A 24,843-nucleotide genomic window follows, 5' to 3' on the forward strand; every position below is an offset into this window, starting at 1 on the left:
GCGCTGGCTGCTCCCATGCAAGACTGCCCACAAGGCTGAATTGCGGACAACGTACCTTCGTTTCGAGAATGAAGGTACTTTCTCCGCAACTCAAACCGGCGACGAGACAGGGATGCCATGGCTGCGCACACACAGGCGGAGATCGAGCGAAAATACGACGTGGATGCCGCGGCCTCCGTGCCCGACCTCACCGCCGCAGACGGCATCGCCGCGGCCCGGCAGCTCGAACCGGTCACACTCACGGCGGTGTACTTCGACACCGCGAACCTCGACCTGGCCGCGCACCGGATGATCCTGCGCCGGCGCGAGGGCGGCCCCGACGAGGGCTGGCACATCAAGAAGCCCGCGAAGGAGGGCCGCACCGAGCTGCACTGGCCGCTGGGCAGCGGCACCACCATCCCCGACGAGGTGCTCGACCCCGTGCGCGCCATCGTGCGCGACCGGGCGCTGTCCCCGCTGGCCCGCATCAACACCGTGCGCACCGCAGTGCACCTGCTGGACGAGCGGGGCGAGGCCGTGGCCGAGCTGGCCGATGACGTCGTGTCGGCGTCGGATGCCCGCGGCGGGACGCTCCGCACCTGGCGCGAGTGGGAGGTCGAGCTGCTCCCGGCCGCCCCCGACACGAAGAAGGCACGCAGCAGGCTCCTCGACGCGATCGAACGGGTCCTGCTCGAGGCCGGGGCGACCCCCTCGTCCAGCGTCGCCAAGGTCGCGCAGGCACTCGGGGCCGAGTCCCTCACCGACGTCGTGCCCGGGATCGGCGCGGTGGCCGACGCAATTGCCGGGACCGCGGCATCCGTCGTCGTCGCCGCCGTGCGCAGGCTGACCGCCGCGCTCGAGAACGCCGATCCCGCCGTGCGCGCGGACCAGCCCGATGCCGTGCACCAGATGCGCCGGGCCGTGCGCCGGCTCAGCAACGTGCTCGCCGGCAACGGCCGCCTGTTCGACGCGGAGGCGGTCCGGGCGCTGCGGGACGGCCTCGCCTGGCTCGGCGGCTCGCTCGGGGATGCGCGCGACGCCGAGGTGAGCGGCAAGCGAGCGGTGCGGGAACTCGACGCCGTCCCGGCGCACCCCTCCGACGCCGCCGTGCAGGCCCGCCTCGTGGCCGATGCCCGCCGCGGATACACCGAGGCGCACCAGCGCGTGCGCCGGCTGATGTCGAGCCCACGGTACTACCGGCTGCTCGACGCCCTCGACGACTTCGCCGCGCGCCCGCCGCTGACCAAACGGTGGTCCCATCCCGCGGTCAAGGAAATCCGGCGGCAGCTGCGCCGGGACATCGCCCGGCTGCGCACCCGAGCGCGGAGGGCAGCGGCGGCCGGGCCGGTCGACCGCGAAGCCGCCCTGCACGACGTGCGCAAGGCCGTGCGGCGCCTGCGGAATGCCGTCGATGCTGTGCGCCCCGAGGCGGCCGCCGTGCTCGGCGCGAAGAAAGGCCGCGCCCTCCGCCGGATCTCGGCCGCGGCCAAGCCGATCGAGACGTCCCTCGGCGAGCGGCACGACCTGGTGCTCTTCGCGGGGCAGCTCGAGTTCGCCTCCGCGAGCGCCAACGAGGCGGGCGAGGAGACCTTCGTCTACGGGATGCTCACCGCGCGCGCGGCGAGCGAGCTCGGCGCGCCGCCCGCGGACCTCGACTCGTCGGTGCGGCGCATCGCGCGGCTCGCCCGCACCTTCTGACCCGCACGCACGCTCCAGTCCGCACTGAGTCGCGGACAAAGTACCTTCGTTTTCGAATTGAAGGTACTTTGTCCGCAACTCAGCGGGCGGAGGCGGGCAGCGCGCCTTCCCCCGACGGATGCGCGCCGGCCGCGTCGATCATCCAGGCGTAGTTGAACGCGGCCTCGCGCCAGGCGTTGTACCGTCCAGAGACGCCGCCGTGCCCCGCCGACATCTCGGTCTTGAGCAGGGCATCCGCCCCCACCTCGCGCAGCCTGGCCACCCACTTGGCGGGCTCGACGTAGAGCACCCGGGTGTCGTTCAGGCTGGTGACGGCCAGGATGCGCGGGTAGTGCGTCGCGTGCACGTTCTCCACCGGGGAATACGTGCCCATGTAGGCATATACCTCCGGATCGTGCAGCGGGTCGCCCCACTCGTCCCATTCGATCACCGTCAGCGGCAGCGACGGGTCGAGGATCGACGTGACCGGGTCGACGAACGGCACGCCGGCGAGGATGCCCGAGAACAGCTTCGGCGCCATGTTCGCCACCGCGCCCATCAGCAGGCCGCCCGCGCTGTGGCCCTCGGCGACGAGCCGGTCGGGCGAGCTGTACCCGCAGTCGATCAGGTGCGTCGCGCACTCGATGAAGTCCGTGAAGGAGTTGCGCTTGTGCAGCTTCTTGCCGTGCTCGTACCAGAGCCGGCCGAGCTCGCCGCCGCCGCGCACGTGGGCGACCGCGAAGATCATCCCGCGGTCGAGGAGGCTGAGCCGGGAGATGCTGAAGCCGGGGTCGATGCTGTGCTCGTACGAGCCGTAGCCGTAGAGCACCGTCGGCGCCGGTTCGCCCGGGGTCACGAGGTCCTTGCGGTAGACGAGGGAGATCGGGATGCGCGTGCCGTCGTCCGCGACGGCCCACTCCCGGCGTTGCTCGAACAGGGTCGGGTCGTAGAGTCCGAGCACCGGCTGCTGCTTGAGCAGGCGCAGCTCGCCCGTGGCGACGACGTGGTCGTACACCGTCGACGGCGTCACGAAGCTCGTGTAGACCAGGCGGATCGTCGGCTGGTCCCACTCCGGGTTGCCGGCCACGCCCACCGTGTACAGCGGCTCGGTGAACTTCAGCTCGGTTAGGCCGCCGTCGTCGTGGTCGTGCTCGTCGTGCCGGGCAACCGCCACCCGCGCGAGCCCCTCCTTGCGGTACTCGATCACGATGAAATCGCGGAACGCGTCGACGCCCTCGAGACGGATCCGCTCGCTGTGCGGAAGCACCACCCGCCTCGCGCCTTGCGGGTCGGATGCCGCGACGCTGACGAGCTCGAAGTTGACCGCCTTGTGACCTTCCGGGCCGCCGTTGTGCACGATCAGCAGCCGGTCTGTGCCGCCGAGCACGGCGTGCTCCACGTCGTATTCGACGCCCTCCTGCCGCGGCCAGACCACGACGAACTCGCCGGTCGGGTCGGCGGCGTCGAGCAGCCGGGTCTCGCTGGTCACGCTCGAGCCGGCTTCGATGACGAGGTACCTGCGGCTGCGGGTGCGCCCGACGCCCACCCAGAAGCGCTCGTCGGGCTCGTGGAAGACGTTCACGTCGGCGGATACCGCGGTGCCGAGCTCGTGCCGCCACACGGTGTCCGGCCGCCAGGCATCGTCGACCGTCGTGTAGAACAGGTAGCGCCCGCTCGGGTCGAACATGGCGCCCTCTGACGTGTTCGGAATCTCGTCCGGCAGGTTCGCGCCCACCGCGGTGCCCACCGCTGCGCCTCCCGCCGCTCCCGCGGCGATCGCCCGCACCCGGATCGTGTACCGCTCGTCGCCCTCGGTGTCGACGGCGTAGAGCAGCAGGGTGCCGTCGGTGCTGATGTCGAAGCTGCCGATCGCGAAGAAGTCGTGGCCGGCCGCCTCCACGTTGTCGTCGAGGAGCACCTGCTCGCCGGGCAGCCCCGCCCCGCCCGAGCCAACGTCGCCCGAGCCAACCTCGCCGCCCGAGCCTGCCCCGCCGCCCGAGCCTGCCCCGCCCCCCGAGCCTGCCCCGCCCCCCGCCAGCACCGGCGGAGCCCAGTCGTCCGAGTCCGAGATCGGCGCCCGGCAGTGGATGCCGTACTCCTGCCCCTCCACCGTCCGGGTGTAATACCACCAGCCGCCGCGGCGCACGGGAACGCTGAGGTCGGTTTCCAGAGTGCGGCCCTTGATCTCCTCGAAGATCTGCTCCTGCAGCAGTTCGAGGTGAGCAGTGCGGGCATCCGTGAAGGCGTTCTCCGACTCGAGGTGCGCCACCACCTCCGGGCTCTCCTTCTCGCGCAGCCACTCGTAGTTGTCCACGTACACGTCATTGTGGTGGGTACGCGGCTGGGGCTTTTTCGCGGCGGCAGGAGGAATGTTCATGAGCCCCAGCGTACGTCGCCGAGGCCCGAGGAGGTGTCGGGCTGCTAGCGCCAGGGCGTCGCGTCGACCTGGATCGCCACGACGTAGAGGTGCCGGCCCAGCTCGATCTTCTCCACCTCGTACACCCGCACCCGGGTCTGCGGGTTCGTGTCGGCCGGTCTGCCGACGCCGATGCCGTAGGTGACGTATCCCTCGAAGTCGCCGGCGGAGGCGTACCGGGTGATCGCCGGGTAGCCGATGACGGGCGCCGGCGCCGAGACGATGCTCGAGGTGCCGTTTTCAAGGTGGGCCTGGGCCGTCCGGAAGACCACCCGGAGGATCGACTGGCTGCCCGGCATCGGGATGTTCGCCCCGCTGCCGTCGGCGATGAGCTTCGGCACGTACTCGATGTCGTAGCTCGGGAAGCCGCTCTGGAACCGGAAACTCATTTGGTCATACGGCGGGTTGTCCGACGGATGCGTGCCCGCGGCGATCGAATACAGGTACGGCAGCGGCGGCGCGGGCGGCCCCGCGATCGGCACCGGGAACTCGTGCTCCACCCGATAGGGCTCGCCGGGACCGGGCCAGCCCCAGTCCTGCACGATGCGTGAACTGATCACGCGGTCGCCCGAGTTCGGAGGCGCCGGCTCGTCGTCCGGCGGGGGAGTGGTCGTCGGCGTCGGCGCGGACGAGCCCGACGGGGACGGGGACGGCGAAGGCGAAGGCGACGGGGTGGCGGTGGCCGTCGATGGGGAGGTGCTCTGCCCGGGAATCGGCGCCGGCGTCGTGCAGGCGGTGAGGAGGAAAACCAGCGGCAGCAGCACCAGCGGTGCCAGCCGGCGAGGTGCCGTCTGGGCGGCGCGGCCTGCCGAACGGTGTGCACAACCGAGTCTCATCAGGTCCCCAATCGATTGCGTCCCGACCCCTCAATCGCAGTCTGGCCCCGGCGCGACTGCCGCACAAGGCGGGCACTCAGCGCCCGGCGCCCTCCGCAGCCTGGAGCGCAGTGGCCGGCAACGGGCGCCCGGCCAGCCAGAGGTCGAGTTCGGCCGCGGGTACCGGCCTCGACAGGTGGAAGCCCTGGGCGTGGTCGCAACCGTAGCCGACCAGCTCGTCGTAGGCGGCGGCATCCTCGACCCCCTCCGCGACCATGCGCAGGCCGAGGCTGTGGGCGAGGTTGATCGCCCCGGCGACCAGGGCGGCGGCCCGGGGATCGCCGGACATCGGCATGACGAAGGACCGGTCGAGCTTGAGCTCGTCGATCGGAAGTTCCCGCAGGTAGGCCAGCGAGCTGTAGCCGGTGCCGAAATCGTCGATGGCGATCCGGATGCCGCCGCCCCGGAGCCTGGTCAGGATCGTGCGGGCCTTGTCCCGGTCGGCCATGAGGAACTCCTCGGTGATCTCGAGCATCAGGGCCTGCGGCGGCAGGGCGCGCGCCTCGACCATCGCGATGATCCGCTCGGGGAGCTCGGCGTTTTTCAGGGAGCTGGCGGAGAGGTTGACCGAGACCGTGAGCGGGGTGCCCTGTTCCTGCCAGCGTGCGGCCTGGTCCAGTGCCTGCCCGAGCACGAGGCAGGTCAGCTCGGGCATGAGCCCGGCCTCCTCGACCAGGCCGAGGAAAGCATCCGGGTAGAGCAGACCGCGGGCGGGGTGGTTCCACCGCACGAGGGCCTCCGCGCCGTGCACGGCGCCGGTGGCGAGGTCGACCTTGGGCTGGTAGTGCAGGATCAGTTCGTCGGTGCTGAGGGCGGTGCGCAGGTCCTCGAGGGTGCGCAGCCGGTTGTCGCCGTGGGTGTCATCGTCGCTGACGTAGACGTGGTGCCCGCTGCGGGCATCCTTGGCCCGGTACATCGCCAGGTCGGCCCGGCGCAGCAGGGTGCCGAGATCGGTGCCCTGGTCGGGGAACAGGGCAACCCCGATGCTGACGTCGACGGTGAGGGCGATGCCGGCGAGGGTGAACGGCTCCGCGAGCGCCTCCTGCAGCCCGACGGCGACGGCCACCGAGCGGAGGTACCCGGTGTCGTCGAGCAGGATCGCGAACTCGTCTCCGCCCAGGCGCGCGAGCAGGTCGCTGCCGCGCAGGTGGCTGGACAACCGCTGGCCTACCTGCACGAGCAGCTCGTCGCCGACGTCGTGGCCGAGGCTGTCGTTGACCTCCTTGAACCGGTCGAGGTCGAGCAGCAGCAGCGCGCGGGGGCGGTCCGGAGCCGCGACCAGGCGCACCGGGACCTCCGCATAGAGCCGGCGTCGGTTCGGCAGCCCGGTCAGCTCGTCGGTTCCGGCCTGACGCCGCAGCAGCCGTTGCCGGAAGATCAGCGGGACGGCAGCCAGGCCCATCGTGCCGCTGGCCAGCACCAGGGCGAGCACCGACAGGGGGATTCGGCTGCCCAGGATGAGGACGCCCAGTGCGGCGAGCACCGCGACGGCGGGCACGGCGAGGGCCGGGGTGGATGCGGACGTTCGGCCGTGGCTTCCCCGGCGAACCGTGCCCTCAACCCACAGGGTGATCAGCGCCAGCCCGATCGGCCAGCTCGCGTCCAGCAGGGTCCCGACGGCGTAACGCCCCTCGAGTTCGAGGAGGGCATAGGCGACGTCGGCGGCCGCGTAGACGAACAGGCCCAGCACCAGGAGGCCCCACCGGCGGCCGATATCGAGGCCGTGGGTCGCGGCAATCCCGACGACCGCGGCCACGAGGAGCAGGTCGAACAGGGGATAGGCGACCGCGACGGCGACGGCCAGGGCAGACGGACCGGCCGCGGCGGAAACCAGGATCGGGCCGAGCAGCACGGCCAGCACCGCGGCCGCGCCGAGAGAACCGACGGCTCCATCCAGGACGACCGGCCACGCCAGCCCGCGTGCCTCACGCCGCACCAGCGAGGCCAGGGCGGCCAACATCAGCGGGTAGAACAGCAGGTAGCCGACATCGGCCCAGGAGGGGAACGGGGCCGCCGCGGCGCCGTCGAGCGCGAGCACGTAATACGTCTCGCCGAGCGCCGACGAGGTGACGGCCGCCGCGGCGAGGAGGATCTCGGGCCGCCGGAATCGGGTGCGGAGCGAGGCCAGCCAGAAGACGGCAACGGGCACCCACTGGGTGAGCAACGCCAGAACGCCGTCGACGAGAAAGCTGAATCCGTCGCCATGCAGCACGAGTCCGCCGAGGTACGCCCCGAGCAGGATGCCCATGGCCCAGACCAGCCCGGTGTTCACGTGGGCGGCAGCGCGTGCCCGTGCGCGGGGGTGGGTGAGGCGGAAGGTAGAGAGCACTGAAGATCCTTGTGTTACGCCCCGCGTCCAGCCCCCTGGTTCGCCCGAGCCTATCTCGGCTTGAGGGCGGAACCGGGGCGCGACACCGTGCGGGCATCGGCGAATATCGGACAAACCGGATCGCGGCTAGACGGCGAGCGCGGCCTCGGCGCGGCCGGCCAGCCAGCGCTCCAGATCGGCGGCGGGGATGGGCCGGGACAGGTGGAAACCCTGGGCGTGGTCGCAGCCGAAACCGACCAGTCGGTCGTAGGTTGCGGCATCCTCAACGCCTTCGGCCACCATGCGCAGGCCGAGGCTGTGGGCGAGGTGGATTGTGGAGGCGACCAGGGCGGCGGCCCGGGGATCGCCGGCCATCGGCATCACGAAGGAGCGGTCGAGCTTCAGCTCGTCGATGGGCAGGTCGCGCAGGTAGGCCAGCGAGCTGTAGCCGGTGCCGAAATCGTCGATGGCGATCTGGATGCCGGCGTCTCGCAGCCTGGTCAGGATCGCCTTGCCCCGGCCTCGGTCGGCCATCAGGAAGTCCTCGGTGATCTCCAGCGCCAGGGCGGAGGTCTCCAGGCCGCGCTCGTCGACCATGGAGGCAACCCGTTCGGGCAGGTCGGCGTCCATCAGCGAACTGGCGGAGAGGTTCACGGCGACGGTCAGGGGCGTCTCCCGGACCTGCCAGATCGCCGCCTGGTCGAGGGCTTTCCGCAGCACGAGGTTCGTCATCTCGCGCATGAGCCCGGCCTCTTCGACGAGCTCGAGGAACGCGTCGGGATAGAGCAGGCCGCGCACCGGGTGATGCCAGCGCACCAGCGCCTCGACGCCGTGCACCTCGCCGGTGTCGAGGTCGACCTTGGGCTGGTAATGCAGCACCAGCTCATCGCGGGACAGGGCGGTTCGCAGCTCCTGCAGCGTGCGCAGCCGGTCGTCTCCGTGGCGATCGTCCGCGCTGACGAACACGTGGTGCCCGGTGCGCGCTCCCTTCGCCTTGTACATGGCCATGTCCGCCCGGCGCAGCAGCGCGCGGAAATCCTTGCCCTGGTCCGGGTACAGCGCGATCCCGATGCTGACGTCCGTCTGAACCGCGATGCCGGCGAGGGTGAAGGGCGCAGCGAGCAGCCCGTGGAGAGTGGTGGCGACGGCGACCGCCCGGTCGGAGCCCGCGTCGTCGAGAAGGATGGCGAACTCGTCTCCGCCCAGCCTCGCCAGCAGGTCCCCGGCGCCCAGGTGCCCGGACAATCGCTGACCGACCTGAACAAGCAGCCGGTCCCCGATGTCGTGGCCGAGGCTGTCGTTGACCTCCTTGAACCGGTCGAGGTCCAGCAGCAGGAGCGCGCTTCGCCCGCCCGCGGCATTCGTCAGGCGGTCGGGGATATCGGCGTACAGGGCACGCCGGTTTGGCAGCCCGGTCAGGTCGTCGGTGAAGACCTGCCGGCGCAGGTCATTCATCTTCATCAGCTCGCGAAAGGCGAGCTGTGTGCGCACCGCGGCGAAGATCAGGGTGAGGGCGGCCAGGGCGACCGCGAGCACGGATTCCTGTTTCTGGCTGCTCAGGATCAGCACCGTCAGCCCGGCCGCGGTGGCTGCCGCGGGCACCACCAGGGTCCACGCGCCGGCCTGCGACCGCTCGGCACCGGCGGGGGAACGCTCGGCGCCGTCGACCCAGACCGCCACCAGGGCGAGTCCGATGGCCCAGCCGGCGTCGAGGGCGGTGCCGACCTCGTAGGTGCCCGCAGACAGGCGCAGCGCATAGACGACGTCGGAGGCGGCGAGCACGAGCAGTCCGAGCGTCAGCAGGATCCAGCGACGTCCGCTCTGGAAGACCTGGGTGGCTGCGATGCCGACGACGGCCGCGACGAGCAGGAGATCGAAAAGGGGAAAGGCGATCGCGACGACGGTTCCGAGCGACAGCGGACCGGCGACGGCCGATTCCAGGACCGGGCTCAGCAGGACCGCCAGAACCGCGGAGGCGCCCATTGCGCCCACGGCGCTGTCGAGCAGCACAGGCAGGGTGAGGGCGCGCAGACGGCGGCGGATGAGCACGGCGAGGGCGACCAGCATGAGCGGATAGAACAGCAGGTAGCCGACATCGGCGAGGGAGGGGAACGGGACCTCCGTGGCCCCTGCCGCGGACGCGACGACGTAGTAGGTGTTGCCCAGGGCGAAGGAGGTGACCGCGACCGCAGCCAGGACCACCGTGCCCCGTCTGAATCGGGTGCGGACCGCGACAATCCAGCACACGACTGCCGGAGCGTACTGCGCCGCCAGCCCGAGCCATCCGTCAACCAGAAGACTGAACCCGGTGCCGTGGAGGGACAAGCCGATGAGGTAGGCGCCAAGCAACAGCCCCATGCCCCACAGCGACCAGGAAGGGCGCGGGCTCGCCGTGCGGACGGGAGCGAGCAGCTTGGGTGCGCGAAAAGGTCGTCCCACGCAGCGCCCCCTTGTACCGTCGTCATTACCCCCGGTTTGCCGAGCCTACCAGCGGTCGACGCGGGGCCGCGTGCCGCGCCGCTCCTGGCGGTCGAGTTGCGGAAAAAGTCCCTTCCCGGGCGCCGGGAAGGTGTTTTGTCCGCAACTCAATGGCGTGGTCTGGCCTATTCTGGGAGCCGACGGCGGGCCCTCGGCCGCCCGGGATGGAGAAGGCATTGGGCGAGATCAATGGCCTGCCGGCGCATGTGCTGCTGATCCACTTCGTGGTGATCGTCGTGCCCCTGGCCGCACTGTGCGCCCTGCTGGCCGTTGCCTGGCCGGCAGCGCGCCGCAGGCTCGGCATCGTGACGCCGCTCATCGCCCTCGCGGCGCTCGTGTCGGTGCCCCTCACGACGGAGGCCGGCGAGTGGCTCGAGGAGCGGGTCGTGGAAACGCCTTTGTCCGAAGCGCACGTCGAGATAGGTGAGTCGCTGCTGCCATGGGTGATCGCGCTCTTCCTGCTGACCGCGGCCCACTGGGCGTGGTGTCGTTACGTCGCCGTCCCGGACGGCCGGTTCTCCCGGCTGGTCCCGGGCCGGCAGTCCCGGCGGGTCATCACCCTGGTGCTCGCCGCCGGTTCGGTCGTCACCGTGGTTCTGATTGGCGAATCCGGCGTGCGCGCGGTCTGGTCAGGGAATGTGAGCAGTGGGGAGAACTAGCGGCCGGCCGGCTGAGTTGCGGAGAAAGTACCTTCCCCGGCGAGGGGAAGGTACTTTCTCCGCAACTCACCTTCCGGCGCGCAGGATGAGGAGATTCTTGTGACAGAGCACCGTGATTCGCTGCGCCAGGCCGTCGTGGCGGGGAGCGCCGTCATCGCCATCATCGGGTCGTTCATCGGGTCGGGGGCGGCCGGTGGCACGCCCATCCAGATGGCCTCCGGCGGGGCGCTGTCAGCCGACGCGACGCCGATCGCCCCGGCCGGGCCGGCCTTCGGCATCTGGTCGGTCATCTACCTCGGCCTCGTCGCGTACGCGATCTGGCAGTTGCTGCCGGCGCAGAAGACGGATGCCCGCCAGCGCCGCCTCGGCTACCCGGTGGCCGCATCCCTGCTGCTGAATGCCGCGTGGATCCTCAGCGTCCAGTTCGACCTCCTGTGGCTGAGCGTTCCCCTGATCGTGCTGCTGCTCGCCGTGCTCGTCCAGGCGTTCCGGATCAGCCTCGCATCACGGCCGAGGAGCCTGGCCGAAACGGTCGTCGTCGACGGCACGATCGGCCTGTACCTCGGCTGGGTCTGCGTCGCGACAGCCGCCAATGTGACCGCGGTGCTCGTCGACGCCGGCTTCGACGGGTTCGGCATCGACCGCGACGTCTGGGCGGTTGGCGTGATCGCCGTGGCCGGGCTCGTCGGCGTGCTGCTCGCGGTCGCCGGCCGCGGTCGGCTCGCCCCCGCAGCGTCGCTGTGCTGGGGCCTGGCCTGGGTGGCCGTCGCCCGGCTGAGCGGCGAGTTGCTCTCCACGCCCACCGCGATCGCGGCGATCGTCGCCGTCGTCGCTGTCGCCCTGGTCACCGTGGCAGTGCGGGTTCGCACCGACAGGACCGGTTCGGCCGATTGGTCAAGGCATGACCGGTGATAGCCCGGCCGTAAGAGCATCGGCCGCGGACGCCAGGGCGGCCCGACGTCGCTGGACCGGGCTCGTGTTCATCAGCATCGCGGTCGCGCTTATCATTGTCGATTCGACGATCGTCAATGTGGCCATCCCGTCGATCGTCGACGACCTCGACATCAACTCCACCCAGGTGCAGTGGGTGCAGGAGAGCTACACGCTCGTTTTCGCGGCTCTCCTGCTCGTGTTCGGCACGTTCGCCGATCGCTTCGGACGCCGGCGCATCCTGCTGCTGGGCGTGGTGCTGTTCGCCGTGGCTTCCGTCTTCGCTGCCCTGGCCCAGACCGGCGACCTGCTCATCGCCTCCCGGCTGGTGCAGGGCGTCGGTGGCGCGATGGTGCTTCCGGCGACGCTCTCGCTGCTGAACGCCACGTTCCGCGGACGGGAACGTGGCATCGCCTTCGCCATCTGGGGCTCGACCATCGGCGGCATGGTGGCCGTGGGGCCGCTCCTCGGTGGCTGGCTCACGACCTACTACTCCTGGCGCTGGGCGTTCGGCATCAACGTGCCGCTGGGCGTGATCATCATCGTCGGCGTGCTCTTGTTCGTGACGGAGTCGAAGGAGGCGGGCGCGCCGCGGCGGGTCGATGTGGTCGGGGCAGTGCTGTCGGTGCTCGCCAGTGGGAGCCTCGTATTCGGCCTGATCGAGGGCCGCAGCTACGGCTGGTGGCTGACGGACAACCCGCCCACGGTTGGCGACTGGACCTGGCCATACGAGCTGTCGATCATCCCGATCGTGTTCCTGGTGACGATCGTCTCCGGAGTGGCCTTCGTCTGGTGGGGCCTCTACCGGCAGCGCGCGGGCAAGACGACGCTGCTTGCCTTCTCCCTGTTCACCATCCCTTCGTTCCGGAACGGCAACATCGCGGCCCTGATCGTGTCCCTGGGCGAGTTCGGCATCATCTTGTCGCTGCCGCTCTGGTTGCAGAACGTGCTCGGCTACGACGCACTCCAGACCGGGTTTGTCCTGCTCGCGCTCGCGCTCGGGGCCTTCGTCGCCAGCGGACTGGCCGGCGCGTTTGGCAACAAGATCTCACCGGCCACCATTGTGCGCGCGGGCATCCTGGCCGAGATCGTCGGGGTGGCCGGCCTCGGCGTCGTCATCTCCGCCGAGGCGACCTGGCTCGTGGTGGTGCCCTTCCTGTTCGTCTACGGCCTCGGCGTCGGCCTGGCGACGGCGCAACTGACCGGGGTCGCGCTGAAGGACGTGCCCATCGAGCAGAGCGGCCAGGGGTCGGGGACGGCGAGCACGTCCCGGCAGATCGGGTCGGCGCTCGGGATCGCGATCCTGGGCACGGTGCTGTTCACGTCGGTCGGGGCCTCGCTGGACGCGAAGCTCGCGGACGTGCCCGGGGTCCCTGCGTCGGTTCGCACGGAGATCGTCGACGTCGTCGTGGACAGCGCCGGATCGGCGATCCCGGCGCTCGAGAAACGCAGCCCCGAACTGGCGGATGCCGCCCGCGATGCGTTCAGTGACGGCACCCGGTACTCGGCCTTCGCCGCAGCCGGGTTCCTGCTGCTCGGCTTCCTCGCTTCCCTGCGACTGTCGGGCCTGGCGCCGCACCACGAGCCGGAAGGGCCGACCGGGGGCGAACCGGCCGCGACGCGCAAGGCGGCAGGGTCGGCGTAGGCAGGGCGCGGGGAGCGCCGGGGCCTCGGAGGCTCAGTCCTCGCCCTCAAGGGCACCGGACCGACGGGCGGGCTGCGGCTTCTGATAGGCCAGCTCGCCGCCGGCGCGTCCACCGAACGGCCGACCGTGATCGGCGTATTCCTCGCGGAAGAACGCCATCCGCCAGGGTCCCATTTCGATCCGTGCCCCGGTTCGCAGTACGGTCCCGGGCTGCCCGGGCACGCTGCCCGGACGGACGGTCCCGCCCACAGGTCCGAGCGGGTAGAGAACATACTCGTCGTTCTCGTCGTGGCGGATCTCGGCGTGCTGCAGCCGCAGGCCATTCAGGCGGAGGTCCGCCGTGGGAGCGCTGCCGATGGTCGTGACGGTGGGCAGTAGATCGAACTCGCGGGGCATCTGCCCGTGCCAGTTCTCTGAGCCGATGACGAAGATGAGCCGCGGCCGCCCGGCACCCGGCGCGTAGTGGGTGGTGGTGGCGCGGCGCTTGATCCTCCGGTTGAAGGTCGGAACCAGCGGAAACAGAGTCGGTGGCGGCAGTGGCACCGCCGCCGGGGCAGAGGCTCTATTGCGACGCAGCAGCAGCGGGGCCAGCACGGCGCGGCTGCCCAGCGAGATGTTCGGCGAGCGGGTCACGATTCGCTGGACGAGCGGCGCGCTGACCGCGCCGATACGCCCGATCAGGCCCTCCGGACCGGACAGCGACACGGTGAGCCCGCGCTCGGCGAGCTCGGCCGCGATTTCGCGCAGATGCCGGAGCATCGCCGCGCTGCCCTGGACGAACAGCTCGGGGTTGCTGGTGAAAATCTCCACCTCGGTTCCGCCGGCTCTGATCGTGCCCTGCATCGCCTCGGCGGCCGAATCTGGCGTGCCCGGCTCGGTCAGCGAGAAGGTCAGGTCGATGTCCAGCCGGGTGAGCGCGGTCATGACTAGCTGCGGGGCGTGTCGGTGACGGTGGGCTGGCCCTCGCTCGTCGTCACCCGGAGCGTGCCGTTCAGCTTCCAGGTCGCCCGCGGCGCATCCGGACCGATATCGCGGGGCACCTCGACGGTCATGTCGAGGAAGCTGTAGTCGATGACCGCGCTCCTGCCGGTCAGGTACGACCACATCTCCTTGCCGAGATCCGTCCAGTCGCGAATGCTCCGGCCCTCCGGTCCGCTCGCTGTGGTTGCGGTGTCCTGCTCTTCAGCCACGATGTCTCCTCCCAGTCAGTGCCCGTGTGTTGTGGCCAGAGTAGCCAAGCTACCTGCTGAGGGGAAGGGCCCGTCCCGGGGCTCCGACTACTCGGCGTCGAGGTCGGTTTCGAGCAGCGTGATGAGCGCCCCAAGCGCCGCAACCGCAACCGCGCCCTCGCCCTCGCCCTCGCCCTCGCCCTCGGCCTCGGCGCGCAGGATGACGATGTCGCTGTTGGCGGCACCCAGGCTCATCAGCGACAGGATGCTCGAGGCATCCATGGCGTCTTCGGCCGCGTTGTCTTCCAGGGCGATGGGAACCTCGATGGTCAATTCGCCCACCGCCTCCGCGAAGATGCCGGCGGGGCGGGCGTGCAGGCCGACGCGGCTGGCGATGACGGCTTTGCGTTCGTGGATGGTGTTTGCTCCTGGGTATGGGCGGGCTCGCGGTGTGAGTGCGGTTACAGGCCGAGGTCTTCGAGTATGGGCAGGTGGGCGCGGACGGCGGCCCGGGCATCCGTCGCGCTGGAAGCGGAGAGGGCGAGCTGGGCCAGCTCCCTCGCCTGGTCGAGCGTGACCCGGCTCAGCACCGCATGGACGGCCGACAACGACCGGGCGGTCATCGACAGGGTGGAGACGCCGAGGCCCACCAACACGACGGCCAGGGCCGGGTCGGCTGCGGCCTCACCGCACACGCCGACCGGTTTGACCTGGCCGGTGTGGTGTCCCTCGGCCCGGGCGCCGACGACGGTGAGCCGGATCAGCTGGAGCACGGCAGGCTGCCACGGGTTGTTCAGCGCGGCGAGGGGGCCGAGCTGGCGGTCGGCGGCCATCGCGTACTGGGTGAGGTCGTTGGTGCCCAGGCTGACGAAGTCCACTTCTCTCAGGATCGCCTCGGCGGTCAGAGCGGCCGACGGTACCTCCACCATCACGCCGGGCGTCTTCAACCCGGCGGCGGCGCACTGGGCGGCGAAGCGCCGGGCCTCCTCGGCCGTGGCGATCATCGGGGCCATGACCCACACCTCGGCCGCGGAAAATTCCGCCGCGGCAAGGATGGCTGCCAGCTGGCGCTCCAGCACTCCCGGGCTGGACGTGTCCGTGCGGTACCCGCGCACGCCCAGGGCGGGATTGGGTTCGGTGGCGTCGGTCACGAAGGGCAACGGCTTGTCGGCGCCGGCGTCGAGCGTGCGCACGACGACCTTCTTGCCGGGGAAGGCGTCGAAGACGCCGCGGTACGCGGCCACCTGCTCATCAACGGACGGCTCGGTGTCGCGGCCGAGGAAGCAGAACTCGGTGCGCAGCAGGCCGACGCCCTGGGCGCCAGCCTCGGCCGCGGCGACCGCGTCGGCGGCGCCGCCCACGTTGGCCAGCAGGGGAACCGGGTGGCCGTCCGCCGTGCCGCCGTTGCCGTCGAAGACGGCGAGCGTGGCGGCCAGGGCGACCCAGGCCTCCGCCGCGGCGACCTCGGCCGGGCCGGGGCCCACCGTGAGGGTCCCGGCGGCCCCGTCGACGTATACCTCCGTGCCGTCGTCGAGTTCGTCGACGCCGACCGCCGCGACGACGGCCGGTAGGCCGAGCGCCCTCGCGATGATGGCCGTGTGCGACTGCGGGCCCCCACCCGAGGTCACCAGGCCCATCACAATCGACGGGTCGAGCGTCGCCGTGTCGGCCGGGGCCAGATCCTCGCCCACGAGGATGAACGGCGTGTCGGAGTGCGGGATCCCGGGCGCGGGCACCCCACGCAGCTCGGCCACGATCCGGGCGCGCACGTCGAGCACGTCCGCGGCCCGTTCGGCCATGTAACCGCCGAGGTTGTGCAGCATTTCCGCCACGGATGCCCCGGAATCCCAGATCGCCCGCTCCGCCGAGGTGCCGGCGTTGATGAGCGTGACCGCGCCCTCGATCAGCAGTGGGTCGGTCGCCATCAGGGCCGTCGACTCCAACACGGCCTTGCCGGTGCCCTGCGCTCCCTCCGAGCGGCGTTTCAGCTCGGCGTGCACGGCCTTCGAGGCGGTGAGCAGCAGCGCCGAGGCGTCGTCCGGCGTGCTCGACTCGGCCAGTCGTTCGCCCTGGGCGGGCTCGCCGACCGGTTTGGGCATCTGCCGGACGGATCCGATGATCCGGCCGGGGCTGACGCCGACTCCTGGAAAGACTTGCATGGAACGTCCTCGATTCTTGGGGCGAAGCATCCGAGGTGGGAATCCAGCCGGGGATGAGGGCGGAGTCTTCGGCTGAGTGATGCAGGTGCTGGCCCTGCGCTCCAACGACTGTAGCTGCGCTTTTCTTTTGTGTGTCACGCCATACCAGACGAACAAAGAGATGCGGGCTGCCGATGACCGGTCCGCTTTCCCTCTCCGACACGGGCCGGTGCAGGGCGCAATGCCCCTCAACTGGGGGTTACGTGCGCGTCCCGATGGGACAAGTCTGTCTTCACTGGTCGCCCGCAGGGGCCCCGGTTGCAGCTCCGACGCCGCACACGATGCTCCGAAACGAGGTGCTGAAACATTGCGAGCCCCCACGGCTCGCCACGGCAGTGACGACTTACCCCCGGCACTTTCCGTTTTTCGTCCCTTTTCGAGGGGCGCGCAACACCGTGTACTCAACCCGAAGGAGTCCGCAAATGAATCTCACCTCCGCTCAACACGACAGAGCAGCGGGAACGCTGCTCGGTCTTGCCTGCGGCGACGCGCTGGGCGCCGGCTACGACTGCCTCGAGCCCATGCCGGACGCCGCGTTCGTGACCATGGGGGGCATGGCGAGCCTCGGCCTGGACCCCGGCGAGTGGTCTGACGACACCGCAACGGCGATCGACGTCGTCGGAGCCGCGGCCGCGGCCGAGGACCTTCGGAACGAGGGCGTCCAGCGCGGGCTCGTCCCGCAGTCGGGCGCCGCCGTGCACAAGCACAGCGAGCAGCGCTCCGGCCGCGTCGACAACAGCTCGCTCCTGCGCAGCGCCGGCGTCGCGCTCGCCTACCTCGACGATCCGGTGGCGCTCGCCGAGGCCGCACGGGCGATCAGCGCACTCACCCACGACCAGACGGATGCCCAGGACGCCTGCGTGCTCTGGGCGCTGGCCGTGCACCATGCCGTCCTGCACGGCGAACTGAACGTGCGGGTCGGGCTCACCGCCCTCCCCCGGGAGCGTCAGACGCCGTGGTGGCGACGGCTGGACGATGCCGACCGCCTTCCGCCGTCGGCCTTCGACCGCAACAACGGGGTCGTGGAGGCGCTGCAGGGAGCCTGGTCCTCCCTCGTGCACCTGGACGTGATCGCCGAGATCGGACAGACGGATGCCGACTTCCTCCGCCAGTCGATCGAGAACTCGGTTCGCGCCGGCCGCGGGGCCACCCACGTGGCCGCGATCACCGGCGCGCTGGCCGGCGCCCGCTGGGGCGCGTCGGCCGTGCCCGCAGAGTGGCGGCGCATCCTGCACGGCCGCCCGGGACTCCGCGCCCCCGACCTCGTGCGGCTCGCCGTGCTCGCTGCCCGAAAAGGCGCGCCGGACGCACACGGCTGGCCGAGCGACCAGCGCATCGAGTACGAGAGGTACGGCGGCACCGCGGCGCTGGTGCGGCATCCGCACGACAGCGGTGTGTGGCTCGGCGGGGTGGGGGCGCTGGACCGGCTCCCGGCCCAGGTTGACGCCGTCGTCTCACTCTGCCGCGTGGGCACGGCGCAGGTGCCCGCCCGCATCCGCGACCACATCGCGGTGTGGCTCGTCGATGACCCGCGCCCCGAGATGAACCCCAACCTGGACTTCGTGCTCGTGGACACCGTCGACGAGATCGCCGCGCTGCGCGCGGAGGGGCACATCGTGTTCGTGCACTGTGTTCAGGCGATCAGTCGCACGCCCGCCGTCGCGGCGCTCTACGCCTCGCGGCACTGCCGGATTCCGCTCGAGCAGGCGCTCGCCGACATCATCGAGGTGCTCCCCGCGGCGAAGCCCAACCCCGCCCTGCGCGACGCGCTCGCACCAAGACTGATGCGGGTCGAGCACTGATCCGGGCCCGGCACTGATCCGGTCGTGCTAGTCGGGCCCGAAGGTGGTGATGGTCGCATCGGGGGCCGATCGCTCCATGTCGAGCACCGCCAGCGTGGCCATGTAGACCAGGAGCACGATCGACGCGGCCAGGTAGACCGATATCCGGGAACGGAAGGCGCCGCCCACCGTGCGCTCGAACCGTCGCAGGCGCAGGTACCTGAGCAGGCGCAACGGACGGAGCACGGGAAGGGCGACCCCAGCAGTTCGAAAATATGGCTGCCGAACCAGCGTTTGCGATCGGTTGTGAGGGCGAGATTGGCCAGGTAGTTCGTCAGGAAGGCCAGCCAGGTGGCGAAGATGACCGCTTTCGCGATGGCCGCTCCGGCCCCCTGCAGATCCCCGATGACGCGCCAGGAGTAGGCGATCAAGAAGACCAGCGCCGCCAGGTTCAGCGGCCCTTCGACGATTCTCCGCCAGCGGGCCTGGTCATGCCCACACTCTAGGACTACACCGCGAACGCCGGGGCGATCGCCACAACCAGCTGCTGCACGCCGAGGATGCCGAACAGCAGCGCGCAGACGCCGAGCGCGATGTTGGTCGGCAGCTTGTTGGCCCACTGGGCCGAGATGCGCTTGCCGTTCAGCAGCCCCAGCAGGGTGATCGCCAGGAACGGCATGAACAGCGAGCCGAGCACGCCGTAGGCCAGGATCAGGCCGATCGGCTTGCCGAGGAGCAGCAGGAGCATCGGCGGGAACGTCAGCCAGAGCACGTAGAACCGGAAGTACTTGCCGCCGATGCGGGTGTCCGGGTGTCCGGATGCCTTGCCGCGCATGTTGCCCCAGAAGTCGGCGAACATGAGCGAGACGCCGTTCCACACCCCGATGATCGAGGAGAAGGATGCGGCCCAGAAGCCGACCAGGAAGCCGACGCCGACCACGTCACCGTACTTCTCGCGCAGCACGGTCGTCAGCTCGAGCAGGCCGGTGTCGTCGGCGCTGAGGGAGATGCCGGCGGCGCGAACGACCTCCGCGCCCACGATCAGCATCGCGATGACGAAAATGCCGGTCAGCACGTAGGCCATGGAGTTGTCGATCCGCATGACCTTCATCCACTTGGGCGTGTACCAGCCCTTCTCGCGCAGCCAGTAGCCGTACGCGGCCAGGGTGATCGTGCCGCCCACGCCGCCGGCGAGCGCCAGGGTGTAGAGGATGCCGCCGTCCGGGATCATCGGGACCAGGCCGGTGACCATCTCCGGGATGTTCGGCGCCGCGATGATCGCGAGGCCGACGACCGTCACGAACATGAGGCCGACCAGCACGGCGGTGATCTTCTCGAAGAAGCTGTACCGGCCGAACCAGACCATCACGAATCCGAGCAGGCCCATGATGACGGCCCAGGCGGTCAGCGGCACCGCCGGGAACAGGGCGGCCAGGGGCAGCGCGGCCGAAGACATCGCCGTGGCGCCGTAGACGAAGCCCCAGATCATGATGTACGGGCCGAAGTACCAGGTGGTCCACTTGCCGAGCGAACGCCACCCCTCGAAGATCGTCTTCCCGGTGGCGAGGGTGAAGCGGCCGGCGCCTTCGACCAGGACGATTTTGAGGACGACCCCGAGGATCACCGCCCAGAGCAGGCCGTAGCCGTATTTTGAGCCGGCGACGAGCGTGGCGACCATGTCGGCCGCGCCGACACCCGTGGCCGCGACCACCAGGCCCGGCCCGACGACCTTCCATTTTGCGGGGGCGCCGCCGTCATCATCGACGGTTGCGGCGTGATCCACTGGTTCGAGAGAGGCGTTATGAGCTGTGACCATGACCGGTGCATTCCTAACGTTGACGCCCGGGTGGCTTCTCTGCCGCCGGGCGCTTGACGTCGTTCACCCTCTCACAGGGCATTCGCGGGCGCCTAACGGGCTCGCGCGGCGAGCGAGCGTCCGGCAGCCCCTAGAAGGGGAAGAGCAGGCGGTGCAGGAACTGCTTCGTGCGCTCGTGCTGCGGGTGGCGGAGCAGCTGTTTCGGGTCGCCGCGCTCGACGATCACGCCGCCGTCGACGAACGCGACCTCGTGCGCCACCTCACGGGCGAACTCGAGCTCGTGCGTGACGATCACCATGGTCCAGCCCTCGCGGGCGAGTTCCTTGATCAGGCGCAGCACGTCGCCGACGAGCTCCGGATCGAGCGCGGATGTCGGCTCGTCGAACAGCAGCAGCTGCGGCTTCAGGGCCAGCGCGCGCACGATCCCGACGCGCTGTTGCTGGCCGCCGGAGAGCTCGAACGGGTAGCTGTCCCTCTTGTCGCCCAGCCCGACCCGGTCGAGCAGGGCCAGCGCCTCGGCCACGGCGTCTGCGCGGGGGCGCTTCTGCACGCCGACGGGTCCTTCGATCACGTTCTCGAGCACGGTCTTGTGCGGGAACAGGTTGTAGTGCTGGAAGACCATGGCCGAACGGTCGCGCAGGGCGCTGAGCCGCTTCTTCGGCGGGGCCTGGGCGAAGTCGATCGAGAGTTCCCCGGCCACGTCGATGGTTCCGCCGTCGGCCAGTTCCAGCCCGTTCAGGCAGCGCAGGATGGTGGTCTTGCCGGAGCCGGACGGTCCGATGAGGGCGAGCACCCGGCCGCGGTCGACGGTGAGGTCGATGGAGTCGAGCACCCGGTTCGCGCCGAAGCTCTTCCGCAGGCCGCGCACGGCCAGCAGCGGCGGCTGCGTCTTCGCGGGCGACGGGTCAGTGGGCGACATAGCGGTCCAATCGCTTCTCGAGCATGCCCTGTCCCGACGACAGGACCAGGCAGATCACCCAGTAGAGCAGCGCGGCCTCGAGGTACAACAGCATGAATTCCTGGCTGAACGCCGCGATCTCCTGCGCCTGCCGGAACAGCTCGGTCACGAGGATCAGCGAGGCGAGGGAGGTGTCCTTGACCAGGCTGATGAACGTGTTCGACAGCGGCGGCACCGAGACCCGGGCGGCCTGGGGGAGGATGATCCGGCCGAGGGCCCGCCGGTGCGACATCCCGATCATGTACGCGGCCTCCCACTGGCCCTTGGGCACCGACAGGATCGCGGCCCGGATGACCTCGGCCGCGTATCCGCCGACGTTGAGCGAGAACGCGACAACGGCGCTCGGCCAGGGGTCGATCACCAAGCCGATCGACGGCAGCCCGTAGAAGATCACGAATAACTGCACCAGCAGCGGGGTGCCGCGCACGATCGAGATGTACCCGCGGGCGATCCCGGACACCCAGGCCCGCCCGGACAGCCGCATCAGCGCGAGGCCGAGCGCGAGCACGAGCCCGATTGCGAACGACGAGAGGGCAAGCGGGATGGTGCCCCGGATCGCCCCGTCGAGCAGCGGCCAGAAGGAGTCGAGGACGAGCTGCCAGGTGGACTCGGTCATGGTCTACTTGCTGACGTCGACCCCGAAGTACTTGTTCGAGATTTTCGCCAGCTCCCCGGATGTGGTGAGTTCGGCGAGGGCCGTGTCGACGGCGCGAGCGAGGGCCGTGTCGCCCTTGGCGAAGGCGAAGGCGTTCTCGGACTGCTCCTCGGTGGTCGCCGCGACCTTCAGCCCGGATGCCCCGGTCTGCTTTTTGTAGTCGAGGAAGGTCAGGCTGTCGTTCACCGTGGCATCCACCCGGCCCTGTTCGACCAGGGCAACGGACTGCGCCCAGCCCTCGACGGCCTGGATCTTCGCGCCGGACTCCTTGGCGAGCGCGTACCAGTTGCTGCTCAGCGACTGGGCCGTGCTCTTGCCGGACAGGTCCTCGAACGAGGTGATCGACGAGTCGCCCTTCTTCACCACGACGACGCCGGTGGAGAACGTGTACGGGGTGGAGAACTCGTACTCGTCGACGCGTTCGGGCGTGATCGAGACCTGGTTGGCGACCACGTCGAAACGGCCGGCCTTGAGGCCCTGGAAGATGGCGTCCCACTGCGTTTCCTCGAATTCGACCTCGACGCCCAGCTTGTCCGCGACGGCCTCGATGACCTCGACGTCGTAGCCGGTCAGCTTGCCGGAGCCGCCCTCGTGATAGGTGAACGGGCGGTAGGTGCCCTCGGTGCCGACAGTGAGGGTACCGGATTCGTGCACCGCCGCCAGGGAATCGTCGGTGGGAGTGCCCGTGGCGGAGATCGCGTCCGTTCCCGCCCCGCCCGCAGCGCAGCCGGACAGTGAAACGGCGATCACGGTGAGGGCTGCTGCGGTGATGAGGGAACGCTTCATGGGATTCGGAGCCTTACGGTATTGGGGTCTGCGATCGCCAAGCGGCGACGTCCGAGCGTAACAAGCATCACGGGCCGGTGAATATTCCGGTTACGCCCGATTGCCGACGAGGTCAGTGCTGCGTGAGGCGGGTGTAGAGGGCCGGGCGACGGTCGGCGTGCACGTCGTTCCGGTCGCTGATGCCCTTGGCGCGCGCCTCGGCCAGGTCGACGGTCGCCAGCACCAGCGTCTCCTCGCCCAGGCTGATCGGCGTGAGCGGGAAGCCGTCGGCGTCGACGATGACGCTCCCGCCGAGCCAGTCCTGTCCGCGCTCCTGCCCGGCACGGTCGGCGGCGGCAATGAACATCCGATTGACGGTGGCGCCGGCCTGCACCTTCACGATCTCGGTCGGGCGCTCGCCCGCCGGTCTGGGATACAGCGGCCAGTTGACCGGGCAGCAGAGCAGTTCCGCGCCCTCGAGGGCCGCCGAGCGCACCCACTCCGGGAATTCGAGGTCGTAGCAGATGAGCACGCCGATGCGTCCGAACGCGGTATCCACGACGGGAGGGGCGTCCGAGCCCGCGCTGAAGAGGTTGTCCTTCTCCCGGTCCCAGAGGTGTGCCTTGCGGTAGCGGGCACGCAGCCCGGTCTTGTCCACGAGCACGGCCGAGTTGTAGACGAGGCCGTCGTCACCGGCCTCGGCGAAGCCGGCCACGATGACGAGGTCCAGCTCCCGGGCGAGGGCCTCCCACTGGCGAACGGATGCCCCGTCCAGCGGCTCGGCCGCGGCTCGAAGCTCCGCGAGGTCCTCGAACATGTAGCCGGTGTTGGCGAGCTCGGGCAGCACGACGATGCGTGCCCCGGCATCCGCGGCCCGGGTGACCGCGGCGCGCAGCCGGGCGAGGTTGCCTGGCGTGTCGCCCACAGCCAGGGAAACCTGACAGCAGGCGACACGGATCGGGCCGGCACTCGACTGGCCGTTACTCATCGGGCCGCTACTCATCGCGCCGTTACTCATCGGGCCGCTACTCATCGCGCCGTTACTCATCGGGCCGGGGTCACCCGGCCGTGCCTTCGAGTTCGAGCTCGCTGCGGATGCGGGCCTCCGCCTCGGCGGCGTGGTCGAGGTTTCGCGAGAACAGCAGGTAGAGCCCGCCGGAGACGACCAGTCCGACGGCGAACGAGATGTCCGCTCCGCCCAGCGCCTCGGAGACCGGCCCCACGTAGAACGAGGTGTAGAAGAACGGGATCATCGCGACGAAACCGATCAGGTAGGAGACCATCCCGCGCCAGGCCCAGCGTCCGTAGATGCCCCGCGGGTTGAAGATCTCGGCGATCGCATACTGCCCGCGCCGCACGAGGTAGAAATCGACCAGGTTGACCGCGGTCCACGGCACGAGGAAGTACAGCATGAGGAGCACGAAGTCGTTGAAGCTGCCCAGGTAGTTGTCCGGGATGAGCAGGGCGATCGCGAGGGTGATCAGGCCGACGATGACGAGCCCGATCACGCGCAGCCGCACCGTCGCGCGAACCTTGCGGAATCCGTCGACGGCGGTCGTGCCGGTGAGCATGGCCCCATACGCGTTCACGCCCATGATGGAGATGAGGGCCACGGTCGAGACCAGGACGGCGAAGGTGCCGAACCCCGGGAAGAGCATGTCGCCGACGGTCTTGACGGCGCCGATTGCGTCGGCATCCGGGATGTTGCTGCCGAGCAGGGCGCCGAGCGACATCAGCCAGGACGCCGACACGGCCGCGCCGAGGTAGGTCCAGCCGATGAGCTTGGGCGCCGAGGCATCCTGAGGCAGGTAGCGGCTGTAGTCGGAGACGTAGATGGCGTAGCTGATGTTGTAGCCGGCGGCCAGCGAGAACATCACCAGGAACGAGGTGCCGTCCCAGCCGGCGGCGCCGGCGGCCTCGGTGACCGTGGAGGCGTCGAAGTTCACGATCGCCAGGACGGTGATGATCGCGAACACGACGATGAGCAGGTAGGTCAGCCAGCGCTGGATGAAGTGCAGCAAGTCGTGGCCCACGACGGCGATCACGATGGAGAGCGCAATCAGGAGCGGGTACCAGAAGAGCTTGTCGCCCGGCAGCGCCAGCTGCAGGCCCTGGGTGGCCAGGATCGTATCGAAGACCATGAAGCCGATGTAGACGAAAACGCTCGCCGCGAACGGGACGATGGCGCCTCGGCTGCCGAACTGGGCCCGGGACTGGATCATCTGCGGAAGGCCGGTGCGCGGCCCCTGGTTGGCGTGGAAGGCCATGAAGAACGTTCCGAAGCAGGCGCCGAGGACGACCGCGAGAACGGTCCACCAGACGCTCAGCCCGATGGCCGGGCCGATGAAACCGATCACCATGGTGGGGAGCACGAAGTTGCCGGTGAACCAGAACGGTCCCTGGTGCCAGACCTTTCCGTGCCGTTCGGATCGTGGCACGTAGTCGATCGAGCGCTGCTCGATGACGCTGCCGCGCCGTTCGGAATCAGCGGGCGAGGCCGGGGCGGGGGTGGTCGGGCTTGTTGACATCATTGT

20 protein-coding genes are annotated in these 24,843 nt (G+C 69.9%); 5 read left to right on the forward strand and 15 right to left on the reverse strand.

The features are described 5' to 3' along the window. The first annotated feature begins 117 nt into the window (after positions 1 to 117). Positions 118 to 1,677 carry a CYTH and CHAD domain-containing protein gene (locus tag BLQ39_RS00725; protein ID WP_092321163.1) on the forward strand — a complete coding sequence of 520 codons (1,560 nt, stop codon included), beginning with the start codon at positions 118 to 120 and terminating at the stop codon, positions 1,675 to 1,677. A 79-nt stretch (positions 1,678 to 1,756) separates the two neighbouring features. On the opposite strand, the gene BLQ39_RS00730 is transcribed toward BLQ39_RS00725, so the two are convergent. The 4 genes from BLQ39_RS00730 to BLQ39_RS00745 form a co-directional block, all read right to left on the reverse strand. After that, a complete protein-coding gene (locus BLQ39_RS00730; protein ID WP_092321164.1) occupies positions 1,757 to 4,033 on the reverse strand; it encodes a S9 family peptidase in 2,277 nt (758 codons plus the stop codon). Between the two features lie 44 nt (positions 4,034 to 4,077). After that, positions 4,078 to 4,632: an AMIN-like domain-containing (lipo)protein gene (locus BLQ39_RS00735; RefSeq protein WP_134575005.1), complete on the reverse strand. Its 555-nt coding sequence runs from the start codon at positions 4,630 to 4,632 to the stop codon at positions 4,078 to 4,080. Positions 4,633 to 4,984: 352 nt separating this feature from the next. Beyond that, entirely contained in the window at positions 4,985 to 7,276 is a 2,292-nt protein-coding gene (locus BLQ39_RS00740) for a putative bifunctional diguanylate cyclase/phosphodiesterase (protein WP_092321166.1), read from the reverse strand. 126 nt (positions 7,277 to 7,402) lie between these two features. Next, entirely contained in the window at positions 7,403 to 9,694 is a 2,292-nt protein-coding gene (locus BLQ39_RS00745) for a putative bifunctional diguanylate cyclase/phosphodiesterase (protein WP_135109442.1), read from the reverse strand. Between the two features lie 215 nt (positions 9,695 to 9,909). Between BLQ39_RS00745 and BLQ39_RS00750 the strand changes: the two genes are divergently transcribed. The 3 genes from BLQ39_RS00750 (at position 9,910) to BLQ39_RS00760 (ending at position 12,967) form a co-directional block, all read left to right on the forward strand. After that, positions 9,910 to 10,392 carry a DUF2231 domain-containing protein gene (locus BLQ39_RS00750; RefSeq protein WP_256332659.1) on the forward strand — a complete coding sequence of 161 codons (483 nt, stop codon included), beginning with the start codon at positions 9,910 to 9,912 and terminating at the stop codon, positions 10,390 to 10,392. A gap of 99 nt (positions 10,393 to 10,491) precedes the next feature. Next, on the forward strand, positions 10,492 to 11,304 hold the full coding sequence (locus tag BLQ39_RS00755) for a TspO-related membrane protein (protein ID WP_092321169.1): 813 nt from the start codon (positions 10,492 to 10,494) through the stop codon (positions 11,302 to 11,304). Beyond that, positions 11,294 to 12,967, forward strand: coding sequence for a DHA2 family efflux MFS transporter permease subunit (locus BLQ39_RS00760; protein ID WP_092321170.1), 1,674 nt, complete (start codon positions 11,294 to 11,296; stop codon positions 12,965 to 12,967). The genes BLQ39_RS00755 and BLQ39_RS00760 overlap by 11 nt, the downstream gene beginning before the upstream one ends. Before the next feature lie 33 nt (positions 12,968 to 13,000). Here the strand turns inward: BLQ39_RS00760 and BLQ39_RS00765 are convergent, their stop codons facing one another. The 4 genes from BLQ39_RS00765 to ptsP form a co-directional block, all read right to left on the reverse strand. Continuing rightward, a complete protein-coding gene (locus BLQ39_RS00765) occupies positions 13,001 to 13,891 on the reverse strand; it encodes an FHA domain-containing protein (RefSeq protein WP_092321171.1) in 891 nt (296 codons plus the stop codon). Between the two features lie 2 nt (positions 13,892 to 13,893). Beyond that, positions 13,894 to 14,157, reverse strand: coding sequence for a hypothetical protein (locus BLQ39_RS00770; protein WP_092321172.1), 264 nt, complete (start codon positions 14,155 to 14,157; stop codon positions 13,894 to 13,896). Between the two features lie 87 nt (positions 14,158 to 14,244). Beyond that, a complete protein-coding gene (locus BLQ39_RS00775; protein ID WP_092321173.1) occupies positions 14,245 to 14,553 on the reverse strand; it encodes an HPr family phosphocarrier protein in 309 nt (102 codons plus the stop codon). Positions 14,554 to 14,597: 44 nt separating this feature from the next. Further along, entirely contained in the window at positions 14,598 to 16,295 is a 1,698-nt protein-coding gene (ptsP, locus tag BLQ39_RS00780; RefSeq protein ID WP_092321174.1) for a phosphoenolpyruvate--protein phosphotransferase, read from the reverse strand. A 461-nt stretch (positions 16,296 to 16,756) separates the two neighbouring features. On the opposite strand from ptsP, the gene BLQ39_RS00785 reads away from it, so the two are divergent. Further along, on the forward strand, positions 16,757 to 18,136 hold the full coding sequence (locus BLQ39_RS00785) for an ADP-ribosylglycohydrolase family protein (protein ID WP_092321175.1): 1,380 nt from the start codon (positions 16,757 to 16,759) through the stop codon (positions 18,134 to 18,136). Between the two features lie 27 nt (positions 18,137 to 18,163). Here BLQ39_RS00785 and BLQ39_RS00790 read toward each other — a convergent pair whose 3' ends face one another. From BLQ39_RS00790 to BLQ39_RS00820, 7 genes are all read right to left on the reverse strand, one after another. Next, positions 18,164 to 18,361, reverse strand: coding sequence for a hypothetical protein (locus BLQ39_RS00790; protein ID WP_092321176.1), 198 nt, complete (start codon positions 18,359 to 18,361; stop codon positions 18,164 to 18,166). 262 nt (positions 18,362 to 18,623) lie between these two features. After that, positions 18,624 to 19,931 (reverse strand): Nramp family divalent metal transporter, encoded by a 1,308-nt coding sequence (locus BLQ39_RS00795; RefSeq protein ID WP_092321177.1) that lies wholly within the window; start codon positions 19,929 to 19,931, stop codon positions 18,624 to 18,626. Between the two features lie 130 nt (positions 19,932 to 20,061). Beyond that, the gene (locus tag BLQ39_RS00800) at positions 20,062 to 20,850 is read right to left on the reverse strand and encodes an amino acid ABC transporter ATP-binding protein (RefSeq protein WP_092321178.1); all 789 of its coding nucleotides are present in this window, start codon (positions 20,848 to 20,850) and stop codon (positions 20,062 to 20,064) included. After that, positions 20,837 to 21,505, reverse strand: a complete 669-nt coding sequence (locus BLQ39_RS00805) for an amino acid ABC transporter permease (protein WP_092321179.1) — start codon at positions 21,503 to 21,505, stop codon at positions 20,837 to 20,839. Before BLQ39_RS00805 ends, BLQ39_RS00800 begins: the two co-directional genes overlap by 14 nt. Positions 21,506 to 21,508: 3 nt before the next feature. After that, entirely contained in the window at positions 21,509 to 22,330 is an 822-nt protein-coding gene (locus BLQ39_RS00810) for an amino acid ABC transporter substrate-binding protein (RefSeq protein WP_092321180.1), read from the reverse strand. A gap of 112 nt (positions 22,331 to 22,442) precedes the next feature. Continuing rightward, positions 22,443 to 23,297 (reverse strand): nitrilase family protein, encoded by an 855-nt coding sequence (locus BLQ39_RS00815; RefSeq protein WP_092321181.1) that lies wholly within the window; start codon positions 23,295 to 23,297, stop codon positions 22,443 to 22,445. A gap of 70 nt (positions 23,298 to 23,367) precedes the next feature. Next, complete coding sequence (locus tag BLQ39_RS00820; RefSeq protein WP_092321182.1) at positions 23,368 to 24,840, reverse strand: purine-cytosine permease family protein; 1,473 nt, start codon at positions 24,838 to 24,840, stop codon at positions 23,368 to 23,370. Between the last annotated feature and the right edge of the window lie 3 nt (positions 24,841 to 24,843).

Origin of the sequence: Cryobacterium psychrotolerans (genome assembly GCF_900101115.1) — a bacterium.
Taxonomy (GTDB): domain Bacteria; phylum Actinomycetota; class Actinomycetes; order Actinomycetales; family Microbacteriaceae; genus Cryobacterium; species Cryobacterium psychrotolerans.